A 14,109-nucleotide genomic window follows, 5' to 3' on the forward strand; every position below is an offset into this window, starting at 1 on the left:
CCCAGAAACCGGCGGCCAAACCGGCGGCCAGACTGGCCCATCGACATCTTCATGCCGCTCGCGCTCCTTGTCATAAATAAACCCTAAACAAGCCCCTAAGCAGTTCCCGCCGAGGACGAGCCTGCTGCTCCTCTGACGCTTCCGCAAACAGCCTGCGCGCCGTTTAGCTAGAATGCGTCCAAAGCCGCCCCTCTCAAACCATAATTTGTCGCGCCTCGCAAGGACCAAGGACAGCGAGTTGAGCGATGCTTAAAACGGCCGTGCGGCGCGTGGGCTATAAACGCATCGGGCCGACGACGCGGAGCGAAACACAGGGTTCACGGCAGGACGCCGCTTGACAGGCGGATTGTCCGATGTAGGCACAGGCTCGGCCGCTTCGCAGATTCGGCCGTGGTTCGGGCTAATCCGGGCCGGGACCGCCTTCAAGGCGCCGTCATTGACCGTCAGGCGGCGAGGCATGGTCGAAAGCAGGGGATCGACCCGGATGGAGCCTTCTAAACAACATATGAGATATGCATTCCCGCGCATGGCGGCTCGGCGGCAGCCGCTCCGCGCTTTGGCGGGCTTCGCCGCCGCACTTCTCGTGGTCGGCTTTACCAGTGCGGCCGAGGCCCAGGGAGCCGTCAAATCCGTTCATGGCGATTGGCAGATCCGCTGCGATACTCCTCCCGGAGCGAAGGCCGAGCAATGTGCCTTGATCCAGAGCGTGGTGGCGGAGGATCGCTCCAATGCCGGTCTGACCGTGATTGTGCTCAAGACCGCCGACCAAAAAAGCCGGCTGATGCGCGTGGTGGCGCCGCTCGGCGTGTTGCTGCCCTCCGGCCTCGGGCTGAAGCTCGACAACGTCGACGTTGGCCGCGCCGGTTTCGTGCGCTGCCTCCCAAACGGCTGTGTCGCCGAGGTCGTTCTGGACGACAAGCTGCTTGGGCAATTGCGCAGCGCAAAGACGGCGACATTCATCATCTTCGAAACACCCGAGGAAGGCATTGGCTTTCCACTCAGCCTGAACGGGCTCGGCGAAGGTTACGACAAGCTGCCCTAGAGCCCGAATCTGAAGCTCGCCTCAGCGAGTAGCGCGACGCCACTCGAGAAGTTCGGCAGAAAAAGCCTCCCATCTGGCGGTAATCATACCTATCTTGAACTTCTGTCCGCCTGAACCATACGGAACGGGCACGTTGCATCCGGAGTTCGCATGACCAGCCCCACTAGCACATCTCTGCTCGAACGCGCGGATCTCGACCGCGATTCCGTACGCAACGAAGTTGCGCGGGGCCTCAAAGGCGCGGACGATGGCGAACTGTTTCTCGAATATAACCAGAGCGAAGCTTTGATGTTCGATAACGGCCGGCTCAAGCAGGCGACCTATGATACCTCGCAAGGCTTCGGCCTTCGCGCGGTCAAGGACGACGCCGTCGGCTACGCCCATTCGTCCGACGTTTCGCTGCCCGCTCTGATCCGCGCTGCCGATGCCGTCGGCGCCGTGCGCGGCGGCTATCAGGGCACTTTCGCGGCCGCTCCCTCCCATACTAACGTACGGCTTTACGGCGATGACAATCCGCTCGATGGCCTCGGCTTCGAGACCAAGGTCAAGCTGCTTGCCGAAATCGACGCCTATGTCCGCGATAAGGATCCGCGGGTGCGTCAGGTGTCCGTCAGCCTCGGGGCGACATGGCAGGTCGTTGAAATCATGCGGCCGGACGGCGAAAGCTACCGCGATGTCCGTCCGCTGGTGCGAGTGAACATCTCCGTCGTCGCCGGACAGGGCGACCGGCAGGAAACCGGCAGCCAGGGCTATGGCGGCCGCGAAGGCTATGCCCGCTTCATCGAGACCAAAGCGTGGCGGTCAGCGGCAGAGGGCGCTATCCGTCAGGCGCTGATCAATCTGGAATCGATCCCTGCGCCCGCCGGCGAGATGGACGTGGTGCTCGGCCCGGGCTGGCCCGGCGTGATGCTGCACGAAGCGGTAGGACACGGTCTCGAAGGCGACTTCAACCGCAAGAAGACGTCCGCTTTCGCGGGGCTGATGGGTCAGCAGGTCGCGGCCAAAGGCGTCACCGTGGTCGACGACGGCACCATTTCGGCCCGACGGGGCTCCCTTTCCATCGATGACGAGGGCACGCCGACCAACCGCACCGTGCTGATCGAGGACGGCATCCTGGTCGGTTACATGCAGGATCGTCAGAACGCACGGCTGATGGGAATGAAGCCGACCGGCAATGGCCGCCGTCAGGACTATGCCCACGTACCGATGCCGCGCATGACCAACACCTATATGCCGGCGGGCGATCGCGATCCGGCGGAAATCCTCGCGTCGGTGAAGAACGGCATCTATGCGGTCAATTTCGGCGGCGGCCAAGTCGACATCACCTCGGGCAAATACGTGTTCCAATGCACCGAGGCCTACCTGATCGAGAACGGCAAGATCGGCGCTCCGCTGAAAGGCGCCATGCTGATCGGCAACGGGCCAACCGATTTGCATCGCATCACCATGGTCGGCAACGATGTCGCGCTGGACGACGGCATCGGCACGTGCGGCAAGAACGGTCAGGGCGTACCCGTTGGCGTCGGTCAGCCGACCTTGCGAATGGAGCGAATAACGGTCGGAGGAACGGGCGGATAACGCGGATACGTCCGCATCCGCCGCGACGCCCATGGCGCCAATGCTCCACATTGTTGTTTTGACGCGCTTTCTTCACGCGAACTGGAATCCACTTCGCTCGAACGCGATAGCCGCCTGCGACATGAGCAAATGGCGCCGCTCGTCTACATCAAGGATTGCCGTCAGTACGGCCATCCGCCAACTGGCGGCTCGCGGTCGTAAGTCGCTGTTCCGGGCGACGAACACGCGCGTGTGAACCATATTTCCGATATTCGCTTGAACCCGAACCCATCATCAGGAACCTAATCGTACAGGTCGCGTTTTTGTTTCTGACTGTGCGTTGGTGGGTATGATGCCGATCTTCCGTTATTTTGTGGTGATGGGTTGCTGCCTTGCAGGCTTGCTTTTTGTCGCTGGTTTGCTGTGGCCCAGTGATCACGTGGAGATTGCTGATAACCGCCCGGCTGCCATAAACGTGGCAGCGTCAACGGCAGAATCCGGATCTGCGAGCCAGGCATCGGCCGCAGGGCAGGCGGTTCTCAATACAATAGATAATTGGCGCCGGTCGGAGAAACGTTTCGAGCGGGCGAAGCAACATCCCCATCCTGTCGTCTATCCGAACGTCGCCACGCTGGCGCCAACCCCCGATCGTCTGCAGTGGGAACGCCATCTCCGTTATCTGCCGGCGGACCACGTCTACGAAGCGCGGGCGGAAATGCCGAAGGAAGCGACCGCGGAACGGTCCAAGGTCGCCGCGAAGCCAGCGACGCGTAAGCATATTGCCCATGCCCGCCCGGCAAGGATCGCGCAAGAGGCCGAGCGCCCGCGCTATGCCCGCAACGCCGCGTGGAATCCGTTCGGTCTGTTCGACTGATGCCGGCGGCCTCGCGAGCCCACCGTTATCGCAATAGCCACCGGAAGGCGCGGCGTAATTCGTCCGTGCCATTGCAATCGTACCATCGGCCATGGGCCAGAATAATCCGCTCCGGATTCCAGTCGATCATAGATTCCACGGCAAACCTCAACCGCGCCTTGTTGCGATAGGATGCACGCATGTCGCGCGGCATCGATCCGTTCGGGTCCTGCGCGCAGCCGAGCCGCGTCAGCCAGCGCATGAAAACTGAGTGCAGCTTGTGAGGCTCAAAATTCTCGATCAGATCGGTCACCACCAGCGTCCGGCTCCGGCGATGAAAGAAAACGACTTCCGTCATGTAGCTGCCCTCGACCGGAAGCGTCGCCACGCTGCTGTCCCAGGGGTAACCCCGATCCCGGTCAAGCGCTTGGCAATCGAAATCGATACGGCTGCCTGCCTGCTCGCGGATGCGCGGCGCGAGATAGACCTCGGTATCAGTAAAGGCGTTGTGCCAGTCCGGAATCCACCAGTAGTGGATCCGGTTGGGTCCGATGACCCAGCGCGGCCGGCCGAGGCCTTCGACACTCCGCTTGAGTTCGGGCGTCAGCCGCGTCGGCGAATGGACAAGCAAATCGCTCCCGATGCGGATGACTGTCATGCGGGTCGAGAACGGCATTTTCAGCAAAGGCGGGCCGAAGAGGATCGTCGGACCATCGACGATCCAGACGTCGTCGGCGACGCGCTTAAGCGTGTCGAGCGGCGGATAGGTCGCGGGCGTATCTCGTTCCATGGCACGACTGTCCAGCGCATCCCAAAACTGACCAATCTTCGGGCAAGATTACGCTCACCCAACGGACAAGAACAAAGTTTGATCCAGTGAACGACGGCTTCGTGAAGCCGGAATTGAAGTCCATTCTCTCCCGCGCGGTTGTCAACCGACCGACCGCGATAATTCAGAGCATGATCCCGAGAAGTAGAAACCGGTTTTCGGACAAGATCATGCTCAGTCAAAGAATCAAAAGAGTTTGATTTCAACGCAGCTGAATCGACCTTTAGGGTTCAATCGTTATTGTCTGATGGAGACATCATGAGCTGGCTTCCTTCCAACGACCCCACCCTCGGCGATCCCAAATCCTGCGATGCGCTCGAACTTGTCATCGTGCCGCGCACCCGAGATCTCGGCGACGGATTCGCCGTGCGCCGGGCGCTGCCTCATGGCAGGCGACAGATGGTCGGCCCGTTCATCTTCTTCGACCATTTCGGTCCGGTGCAGTTCGTCTCCGGCAAGGGCATGGACGTGCGGCCGCATCCGCATATCGGACTGGCCATCGTCACTTACCTGTTCGACGGCAGCATCATGCACCGCGACAGCGAAGGTAACATCCAGGAAATCCAGCCGGGCGCCATGAACCTGATGACCGCGGGTCGCGGCATCGCACATTCCGAACGCACGCCCGACGCGCAGCGTGCCAGCGGGCAGATGATGCTCGGCCTGCAAAGCTGGATAGCGCTGCCGAACGACAAGGAGCAGATCGCGCCGTCCTTCCAGCACTACGGCGCTGCCAGCCTGCCAACGGTGCAGGACAAGGGATTCCGCGCCCGTATCATCGCCGGCCGTTCGTTTGGCGCAACCTCGCCGGTCGAGATGGTGTCACCGTGGTTCTACGTCGAGGTCGCTCTCGAGGCCGGCATGAGCGTGCCGCTCGACGCGGACCACGAAGAGCGCGCGATCTATATCGTTGACGGCGAGATCGAGATCGCGGGCGACCGATACGAAGCGCCGCAGCTGCTGATTTTTCGTCCCGGCGACCGCATCACGGTACGCGCGACAAAGCCGGCGCGTATGATGTTCCTTGGCGGCGACGCGCTCGAAGGACCGCGGCACATCTGGTGGAATTTCGTCTCCTCGAGCAAGGAGCGTATCGAACAGGCAAAGCAGGACTGGAAAACCGGCCACTTCGCACCCGTGCCGAACGAGCACGAGTTCATTCCGTTGCCGGAAAACTGATCTTTATGTTGACGCGTTTTCGTTACGCGAACAGGTCACCACTTCGCTTGAAAACGCTATGGCCTACACCGGCAAGCCGTTCGCTTGTGCCAGTTCCTTGAGCGACACCTGCGGCCGTGCGCCGATGTGCTGAATGACCTCTGCCGCGGCGAGCGCGCCGAGCCGCCCCGCGTCTTCGTGGCTCGCGCCGCGCACCAGCCCAAACAGGAAACCGGCGGCGAACAAATCGCCGGCTCCCGTGGTGTCGACCAACGTGTCGATGGAGCACGCCGGGACCGCCGTTGTTTCATCCTTCGTCACGACGACGCAGCCCTTCTCGCTGCGGGTGACGATGCCGAGCGCAATGTCCTCGCGCAATTGCGCCAGCGCCGTTTCGAAGTCGGAGGTCTGGTAGAGCGAATGCAGTTCGGTCTCGTTGGCGAAGATCAGATCGACGGCGCCGCTTCGCATCAATTGCAGAAATTCGTCCCGGTAGCGATCGACGCAGAACGCATCCGATAAGGTCAGCGCGACTTGTCGCTTGGCGTCATGCGCGATCTGCGATGCCTTGAGAAACGCCTCCTTGGCGGCTTTGGGGTCCCACAGATAGCCCTCGAGATAGAGGATCGACGCGGCGGCGACGGTGTCCGGATCGATGTCCGCCGGCGACAGATCCTGAGCCGCGCCAAGATAGGTATTCATGGTGCGCTCGCCGTCCGGCGTCACCAGTATGTAGGAACAGCCGGTGGCGGAGCCGTCGGATGCTGGCGGCGTATCGAAGGCCACCTTGGCGGCCCGAATATCATGGGTATAGAGACGGCCGATTTGATCGTCCTTCACCTTGCCAACATAGGCGGTGCGAGCCCCGAACCCCGCAAGACCGACGATGGTATTTGCGGCCGAGCCGCCCGACATCTCGGTCGCGGGTCCCATGTCGGCATAGATCGAGGCCGCGCGCGCCTCGTCGATCAACGCCATGCCGCCCTTGGTCATGCCGTGGGCGGCGAGAAAGCCCTCATCGGTCCGCACCAGAACATCGAAAATCGCATTGCCGATCGCAAGCACGTCGTATTTCGCTGCAGTCATTAAGAATATCCTGTCGCGGCAATTGCGGTAAAGCGAGGAATCCGGTCAGACTCCTGACCTGTGAAGGTGCCGCGTATCACGGCACCTCCATGCCATCAAGCACGGTACGGCCAACCTCGCCATGATCCGCTCCGTCCTCACAGTCTCCTCAGGCACCCTGGCCTCGCGGCTGCTTGGTTTCGCGCGCGATGCGCTGACCGCGGCGCTGCTCGGCGCGGGCCCGGTCGCCGACGCTTTTCTGATGGCGTTTCAGCTCATCAACGTGATCCGCCGGATGCTCGGTGAAGGTGCCCTGAATGCGGCGCTGGTGCCGGCGTGGATGCGCCTGCGCGACGGTAGCGGCCTTGCCGCCGCATCGGCCTTCGCCGGCAACGTGCTCGCAACCGTGAGCGCGATGCTGATTGCGCTGGCCGTGATCGCCGGCGTGGCGATGCCGCTTCTCATGAGGGTGCTCGCGCCGGGTTTTGTCGGCAGCGAGAGCTTGCAACTCGTCGTCACCGACGCACGGCTGATGCTGCCCTATCTCGCTTTCGCAGGTCCCGCGACCGTCATCATGAGCCTGCTGAACGCCCGGCATCGCTTCGCGATCACCGCGTTCTCGCCGCTGCTGTTCAATGTCGCCCTGATCCTCGTCGCGGTGCTGCTGCTGTCGTTGCATCAGGACTCACATTTTGCCGCAGTGGTGATGGCGACAACCGTCGGCGTCGCGGGATTGCTGCAACTCGCGGTGCTTGCGCTCCTGACTCGCCGCGACGATCTCGCAAGTCCCTTACGAATATCGCTCGATCCCGGAATGCGGGATTTTGCCCGTAAGGCCGTCCCCGGCATGATCGCGAATTCAGGGCCGCAACTGCTGATCTTAGCCGGCGCAATCGTCGCGTCGACATCGCCGTCGGCCGTGTCGTGGCTTTACTTCGCAAACCGCCTGATCGAGTTGCCGCTGGGAATGATTGGCGTCGCCATCTCCACCGTGCTGGTGCCCGAAATGACCCAAGCCCTCAACAAGGGCGACAGAGCGGCGATGGTCAATGCCGAGTCACGCGGGATCGAACTGGCGGGAGCTCTCGCCTTGCCCGCGGCGGTCGGCTTGATCGTCCTCAGCGAGCCGATCGTGCGGGTGCTGTTCGAGCACGGCGCGTTTACCGCGGCCGACACGAGCGCAACGGCGCTCGCGCTGGGCTGTCTTGGCTTCGGCCTTCCCGCCTATGTGCTGATCAAGGCGCTGTCTCCGGCGTTCTTCGCACGCGGCAATACAATGACGCCGCTTATGGCCACACTGAGGGGCGTGGCGGTCGCGATGGTACTCGCGTTCGTATTCGGACGGCTGTTCGGGGTCGCGGGAATAGCTGTCGCCGTCGCGCTCGGTGCATGGAGCAATGCGGTGAGTCTCGTCCGCAGCATTGCTGGTACCTTTGGATTTTCCATCGATGCCGAAGCGCGCCGGCGTCTGCCGCGCATCGGGCTGGCGGCGCTCGTGATGGGCGGCGTTTTGTGGTTCGCTGGTCGGCTACTATACCCAATGTCCAGCGTGCACGGGTTGCTCCAGGCCGCCACGCTGGTCGTCCTGATCGCCGCAGGCGTCGTGATCTACGGCCTGCTGCTGTTGACGTTCAGGGTCATCGATCGGAACGACATACAAGCCGCGCTGATGCGATCGCGATCCGGCGACTTGCGCGCTTAGATTCCGCGTGGCAATGGACGGCGCGCCGGACCGAAGGCATGAGCCCCGCGTTTCGCCGCATGTTTTCCGAATCGCGCGCGGGCAAGCAGGAACCAAACGATGACGACACGGGTTTTTTCAGGCGTTCAGCCGACCGGCAATCTGCATCTCGGCAATTACCTCGGCGCCATCGTTAATTTCGTAAAATTGCAGGCTGACCACGAGTGTCTCTATTGCGTGGTCGATCTTCATGCCATCACCGTGCCCGTCGCCGTCTGGGGCGGGCCCAATGAGCTCCGCCGCGCCACCCGCGAAGTGACGGCAGCCTTTATCGCGAGCGGGATCGATCCGAAGCAGCACATCATCTTCAACCAAAGTCAGGTGGCCGGGCACGCCGAATTGACGTGGGTGCTCAACTGCGTGGCGCGGCTCGGCTGGCTCAACCGCATGACCCAGTTCAAGGAAAAGGCCGGCAAGGATCGCGAGAACGCGTCGGTCGGGCTTTACGATTACCCGGTTCTGATGGCGTCGGATATCCTGGTCTATCGCGCGACGCACGTTCCGGTCGGCGAGGATCAGAAACAGCACCTCGAACTCAGCCGCGACATCGCGCAGAAATTCAACAACGACTTTTCGGAGTCGATCGCCGCCAACGGTCATGGCGACACATTTTTTCCGCTGCCGGAGCCCGTGATCACGGGGCCTGCGACGCGGGTGATGAGCCTGCGCGACGGCACCAAGAAAATGTCCAAGTCGGATCCGTCCGATTATTCGCGCATCAATCTGACTGACGACGCCGATGCCATCGCGCAAAAGATCCGTAAGGCCAAGACCGATCCGGAACCTCTGCCGTCGGAGGAAAAGGGGCTGGAAAACCGCCCCGAGGCCGACAACCTGGTCGGCATCTATGCGGCGCTCTCAGGGAAGCCCAAATCCGCGCTCCTCGCAGAGTTCGGTGGCGCGCAGTTCTCGAGCTTCAAATCCAACCTCGTCGATCTCGCGGTCGCAAAGCTATCGCCGATCGCTCGCGAGATGAAACGGCTCACCGACGATCCGGCCCATGTCGACCAGATTCTGATCGAGGGCGCCGAGCGTGCCAGCGTGATCGCATCGGAGACCATGGACGCGGTGAAGGACATCGTCGGTTTCATCCGCGGGCGCTAAAGCCTTTCCGTTTGCGAACCGATATCCACTTCGCTCGAAAACGCTATAGTATGTCGCGGTCCGGAACCTGCTTGTCGAGGCAGCCGGTGCCGTGGCAGCATAGCGACGGGTTGCTGATTCAGCATCGGGACATGCATGAGCGCACAACGTCGAAGCTACGAGAGCGGTCACAAGCCAAAATATCTGGTCGTGGTCGATGACAGCGCTGAATGGGATCGCGCCGTTTATTACGCCAGCCGCCGCGCCATCCGCGTCGGCGGAGGCATCGTGATGTTGCGGGTGGTGGAGCCGGAAGACCGCAATCAGGAATGGCTCGGTGTCGCCGAAGTGATGCGGGCTGAGGCCTACGAAGGTGCGGATGCGGCGCTCGAGCGCGCCTCCGGCCGAGCCAACGGGATCGCCGCGATTACGCCTGAACGAATCATTCGCGAAGGCGATCCGCTTGAACAAATTCTGGATGTCATCGAGAAGGACGTGGATATTTCGATGCTGGTGCTCGCCGCCGCCGGCGGTCCCGAAGGTCCCGGCCCGATCATCACGACGCTGGCCAAGACCGCTGGAAACTTTCCGATTCCAGTGACGATCGTGCCCGGCACCCTGACGAACGACGCGATCGACGCGCTGTCCTAGAGCATGATCCCAAAAAGTGGGAACCGGTTTTCGGATAAGATCATGCTTAATCAAAGAAGGGTGATTCCACGAAGTCGGATCAGGCTCCAGGCTATTTCCGTCCATTCGGCCGCGGAACGGCTGCCCCGCTGGCGCCCTTGATCGTGCCTTCGTGATCGCTATCTGCTAGAGAACCCACGCGCCGGCCTTGAACCGGCGGCGACGGAGAGATCGATGTTCATTCAGACCGAAGTCACCCCCAATCCCGCTACCTTGAAGTTCCTCCCGGGCCGCACCGTGCTCGGCAAAGGAACAATGGAATTCACCGACCCCAGCACGGCCGGCCGCTCAATGCTCGCCGTGAAGCTGTTTGCCGTGCACGGCGTCACCGGCGTTTTTTATGGCTCGGATTTTATCACGGTGACGAAGGACGACAGCGACTGGCAACATCTCAAGCCGGCCATCCTCGGCGTCATCATGGAACACTACATGTCGGGCGCGCCGCTGTTGACGGACGGCGAGGGCGAGACGAACACAGACAACGACGTTGAATTTTTCGATGAAGCAGACGCCGAGACTGTGACCTTGATCAAGGATCTGATCGAGACGCGGGTGCGGCCGGGAGTCGCCGATGACGGCGGCGATATCACCTTCCGCGGCTTCAAGGATGGCGTCGTTTACGTGAACATGAAGGGTTCGTGCTCGGGATGCCCGTCATCGACCGTGACCTTGCGAAATGGCATCCAGAACCTTCTGAAACATTTCGTGCCCGAGGTCGTCGAAGTGCGGCCGGTCTAGAAGAGCGCGTCTTTTCGCAGGAGGCTTTGGCCTTTCCGCTTTCTGATGGATTCAGAAGCGGGCTCTCTGAATTTTTATTGGACGCGTTCTTCACGCGATTCCGGTATCGTCTGGCTCGAAACGCTATAGTTCAGAGTTTGGCAACGACAACCAGCCGCTTGATTTTGCCGCTCTTATAGGCGTTTAGAAACGCGTGGTAGTTCTTGAACGACACGCAGCCGTTGGAGGCGCCGCTCGGCCCAAGCATGTAGGTATGTGCCAGCAGCCCGGTGCGCCCGTATATCTTATCCTCGCCGCCGATCGGTTTCAGCCTGATCGCCTCCACGCCGTGGAAAGGGCGTTCACGCAACGACAGATCGTAGGTGTGTGGCGGCGTCACGCCGCGCATTCTCCTGTCGGCAGAACGCGGATCGTCCATCATATTGCCAAGCCCGGAATGCGCCTCAAGTGTATTGCCGTCCGGGAGGTAGACCTTACGCGCGGAAATATCATAGACGGCGGTGAATTGGTTGTATTGCGGGATGCGGCCGAGCGTCAGGCTCTCACCGTCGCTGGTCACCCCGCCGTCCGGTGCAGCGAACGCCAGTTGCAGGCCGGCCGCGGGCTTGCCGAACAGTCTCTCGAAGATCGACGGTTTCTTCGGCTCCGGCTCGACAGCGGCGGGGACTTCCGCGACCTCGCGGGAAGAGCTGGCAGCCTGCAGCTGACGCAGTTCGGACGGACGCGGGGCTGGCATCGGAACAATCGCGGCGACTTGGGGTGCCGGCGGGAGCGGCAGGGTCTCAGGTGCGGTCTCGACCGGAATTGAGGCTACGGTCTGCGGGGCATCCTGAGCCGGCTCAAATGAGCCGGGCGGCGGCCCGAGGAAGCGCGGACCATAGAGCCATGCCGTGCGGGCTCGCGCTTCAGGATCTTGAGCACGGGCCTTGGCCACAGGCGTTCCGGTGGTCGCCCTCACCACACGCGGCGCGGGTATTTCCCCCAATGCCTCGTAGGCCGCCGCGATGCGACGAACCGGTTCCACCGAAAGCCTGGATGCAAGCGGCGGTAACGATGCGGTCACCAACTCCGTGGGTCCGCCGGATACATGGGTATAAAGGGTCCAGGCGCAGGCCAGCCCGATGCAGGCGAGCGCGGCGGCGCCCAGAATATTTTGCGGGACCGCCTTGCGGGGCGAGTCGGCGGAATAGGCCGCCACATCATAGTAACGTCTGCCCGTAACGTATGTCATTCGCCCCACGTCCAGAGACACTCTACTTCCGATCCCTGCAGGCAGTGCCCGATAGTCTGCACGCCGCCGGCATGTCCGGATCAAGACTGCGCATGGCTGATTCGGTAACCCCAAGTTCCAGCGAAGCTGTTCGCAGACTCGCTGAGCGCCATTAAGGCGACTTTTAGTTAAATGCGGATTAAATCTGAGCCGGACCCCGAGACCACGGTAAACAGCCAGATCGCGGCAATCTGGTGTCTAAAACTCGGGTTCCTTCGTCCAAACCGCAGGTAAATCCTGGGCAGGGGTGCTAATCTGGCCCCATGCTCGTCCTTGCGATCGACACCGCACTCGATGCCTGCGCCGCTGGCGTCCTGGACACCAACGCCGGCCGCCTGATCGCTCAGGAAACGCTACCGATGAGGCGCGGCCACGCAGAAACTCTGATGCCGCTGATCGCCAGGGTCATCGAATCCGCCGGGATCGCCGTTGCGGCGCTGGACCGCATCGTCGCGACCACCGGTCCCGGCAGCTTCACCGGCCTGCGGGTGGGGCTGTCGGCCGCGCGCGGCATCGCGCTTGCCGCCGACAAACCGGTGGTGGGCGTGACCACCCTGGCAGCCTTTGCCGCACCGGTTATCGGCGAAAACCGCAAGTCGCCGGTGATCTCCGCGATCGATGCCCGACATGATCAGGTTTATTTTCAAACGATAAGTGGTGACGGCGCCACGCTGGTCCACCCGCGTGTCGCGCCGATCGAGGAGGCGCTCGCCGCGTCGCGCTTCGGCGCTCCGCATCTGGTCGGGAATGCCGCAAAACTTCTCGCCGACCGCTGGCCGACGCACCTAGCGCCCCCCGTCGCGGTGGATCCGCAGCCCGCACCTGATATCGCCTGGGTGGCATGGCTCGGCGCAGCAGTCAGTCCGAACGCCGCGCCGCCCCGCCCATATTACCTGCGCGCGCCCGACGCTAAGCCGGCCGGCAATTTCTTGCTTAAAACACAGACGCTGGCCGCATTATGATGAATTGGTTCCCAGGCAAAGAGCGCGCCGCTCCCATTGTCGAGCCCGCGAGCCCAAACGACACGGCGCGCCTTGCGGCGATTCACGGCGCATCGTTTCACCGCGGTTGGGGCGAAAGCGAATTCGAGGCCATGCTCGCCGAGCGCAACACACTGGTTCAGCGTCTGCGGCTACGATCGAACGTGATCGGGTTTGCCGTGTCACGCATCGCTGCGGACGAGGCTGAAATCCTGTCGATTGCAATCGACGCCGGCTATCGCGGCCAGGGATTCTCGCCCGGTCTGCTGTTCACGCACCTTGGCCACCTCGCCGGACGCGGCGTGCGGACCGTATTTCTCGAAGTCGAGGAAAATAATCAGCCGGCGCGGCGTCTCTATGAACGCGCCGGCTTTGTCGTTGTCGGACGTCGCGAACGCTACTATCGCGAGGCGGGCGGTCAGGAACTGAACGCATTGGTGTTGCGCCGTAACTTGTCGTAATATCCAAGCGGTGGCAAAAGGAACTAGGAAAACCATCGGCAACGGTGCATCGGTTTTTTGTCCGGTCGCACTCCCTTCCATCGTTCGCGCGCATTATCTACGTTTCTATGAGCGGATCATGCGCCATCGGAACCGGACACTTTGATGACGGCTCTTAAATCAACGTCCGTGCAGGAACCCACTAAAATTGAGGAGCGTTGCGCGGCCACTGGAATGCGTATGACCGAACAGCGCCGGGTTATTGCGCGCGTGCTGGCGGAGGCCTCCGATCATCCGGACGTCGAGGAGCTCTATCGACGCTGCGTCGCGGTGGATGACAAGATCTCGATCTCGACAGTCTATCGCACGGTGAAGCTGTTTGAGGACGCCGGCATCATCGAGCGGCACGATTTTCGCGAAGGACGCGCGCGCTATGAGACGATGCGCGACAGTCACCACGATCATCTGATTAATCTGCGCGACGGCAAGGTTATCGAATTTACGTCGGATGAAATCGAGGAGCTGCAAGCTGAGGTCGCGCGCAAACTCGGCTACAGGCTGGTCGACCATCGGCTCGAGCTCTATTGCGTTCCGATGGACGACGATAAGTCCTGAGTGCCTGTCGAAACGCTGCTACGCCGTAAGCTCCTCAGTGCGAAGTCA

At 61.8% G+C, this 14,109-nt stretch carries 14 protein-coding genes; 11 read left to right on the forward strand and 3 right to left on the reverse strand.

What is annotated here, in order from left to right:
* Positions 1–505 precede the first annotated feature (505 nt).
* From AC1RT6_RS13255 to AC1RT6_RS13265, 3 genes are all read left to right on the forward strand, one after another.
* Positions 506–1,042 (forward strand): invasion associated locus B family protein, encoded by a 537-nt coding sequence (locus AC1RT6_RS13255; protein WP_079445063.1) that lies wholly within the window; start codon positions 506–508, stop codon positions 1,040–1,042.
* Between the two features lie 150 nt (positions 1,043–1,192).
* A complete protein-coding gene (tldD, locus tag AC1RT6_RS13260; protein WP_079445064.1) occupies positions 1,193–2,620 on the forward strand; it encodes a metalloprotease TldD in 1,428 nt (475 codons plus the stop codon).
* Positions 2,621–2,948: 328 nt separating this feature from the next.
* Positions 2,949–3,473, forward strand: a complete 525-nt coding sequence (locus tag AC1RT6_RS13265) for a hypothetical protein (protein WP_079445065.1) — start codon at positions 2,949–2,951, stop codon at positions 3,471–3,473.
* Positions 3,474–3,498: 25 nt separating this feature from the next.
* Here AC1RT6_RS13265 and AC1RT6_RS13270 read toward each other — a convergent pair whose 3' ends face one another.
* On the reverse strand, positions 3,499–4,242 hold the full coding sequence (locus AC1RT6_RS13270) for a DUF4336 domain-containing protein (RefSeq protein WP_079445066.1): 744 nt from the start codon (positions 4,240–4,242) through the stop codon (positions 3,499–3,501).
* A gap of 297 nt (positions 4,243–4,539) precedes the next feature.
* Between AC1RT6_RS13270 and AC1RT6_RS13275 the strand changes: the two genes are divergently transcribed.
* Complete coding sequence (locus tag AC1RT6_RS13275; RefSeq protein WP_472791101.1) at positions 4,540–5,460, forward strand: pirin family protein; 921 nt, start codon at positions 4,540–4,542, stop codon at positions 5,458–5,460.
* 63 nt (positions 5,461–5,523) lie between these two features.
* Here the strand turns inward: AC1RT6_RS13275 and AC1RT6_RS13280 are convergent, their stop codons facing one another.
* A complete protein-coding gene (locus tag AC1RT6_RS13280) occupies positions 5,524–6,525 on the reverse strand; it encodes an adenosine kinase (RefSeq protein WP_079445068.1) in 1,002 nt (333 codons plus the stop codon).
* A gap of 121 nt (positions 6,526–6,646) precedes the next feature.
* Here AC1RT6_RS13280 and murJ point away from each other — a divergent pair, with 121 nt between their 5' ends.
* The 4 genes from murJ (at position 6,647) to AC1RT6_RS13300 (ending at position 10,756) form a co-directional block, all read left to right on the forward strand.
* Entirely contained in the window at positions 6,647–8,206 is a 1,560-nt protein-coding gene (gene murJ, locus AC1RT6_RS13285; protein ID WP_079445069.1) for a murein biosynthesis integral membrane protein MurJ, read from the forward strand.
* A 99-nt stretch (positions 8,207–8,305) separates the two neighbouring features.
* Positions 8,306–9,349 (forward strand): tryptophan--tRNA ligase, encoded by a 1,044-nt coding sequence (gene trpS, locus AC1RT6_RS13290; RefSeq protein ID WP_079445070.1) that lies wholly within the window; start codon positions 8,306–8,308, stop codon positions 9,347–9,349.
* Positions 9,350–9,484: 135 nt separating this feature from the next.
* Positions 9,485–9,979: a universal stress protein gene (locus AC1RT6_RS13295; RefSeq protein ID WP_079445071.1), complete on the forward strand. Its 495-nt coding sequence runs from the start codon at positions 9,485–9,487 to the stop codon at positions 9,977–9,979.
* 213 nt (positions 9,980–10,192) lie between these two features.
* Complete coding sequence (locus AC1RT6_RS13300) at positions 10,193–10,756, forward strand: NifU family protein (RefSeq protein ID WP_079445072.1); 564 nt, start codon at positions 10,193–10,195, stop codon at positions 10,754–10,756.
* A gap of 130 nt (positions 10,757–10,886) precedes the next feature.
* On the opposite strand, the gene AC1RT6_RS13305 is transcribed toward AC1RT6_RS13300, so the two are convergent.
* Entirely contained in the window at positions 10,887–11,987 is a 1,101-nt protein-coding gene (locus AC1RT6_RS13305) for a DUF2778 domain-containing protein (protein ID WP_079445073.1), read from the reverse strand.
* Positions 11,988–12,289: 302 nt separating this feature from the next.
* Between AC1RT6_RS13305 and tsaB the strand changes: the two genes are divergently transcribed.
* The 3 genes from tsaB (at position 12,290) to AC1RT6_RS13320 (ending at position 14,061) form a co-directional block, all read left to right on the forward strand.
* The gene (gene tsaB, locus AC1RT6_RS13310; protein ID WP_079445074.1) at positions 12,290–12,988 is read left to right on the forward strand and encodes a tRNA (adenosine(37)-N6)-threonylcarbamoyltransferase complex dimerization subunit type 1 TsaB; all 699 of its coding nucleotides are present in this window, start codon (positions 12,290–12,292) and stop codon (positions 12,986–12,988) included.
* The gene (gene rimI, locus AC1RT6_RS13315; RefSeq protein ID WP_079445075.1) at positions 12,985–13,467 is read left to right on the forward strand and encodes a ribosomal protein S18-alanine N-acetyltransferase; all 483 of its coding nucleotides are present in this window, start codon (positions 12,985–12,987) and stop codon (positions 13,465–13,467) included. Before tsaB ends, rimI begins: the two co-directional genes overlap by 4 nt.
* Positions 13,468–13,611: 144 nt before the next feature.
* Positions 13,612–14,061: a Fur family transcriptional regulator gene (locus AC1RT6_RS13320; protein ID WP_309773345.1), complete on the forward strand. Its 450-nt coding sequence runs from the start codon at positions 13,612–13,614 to the stop codon at positions 14,059–14,061.
* Positions 14,062–14,109 lie beyond the last annotated feature (48 nt).

Source organism: Nitrobacter sp. MLSD-S21 (assembly GCF_058809865.1).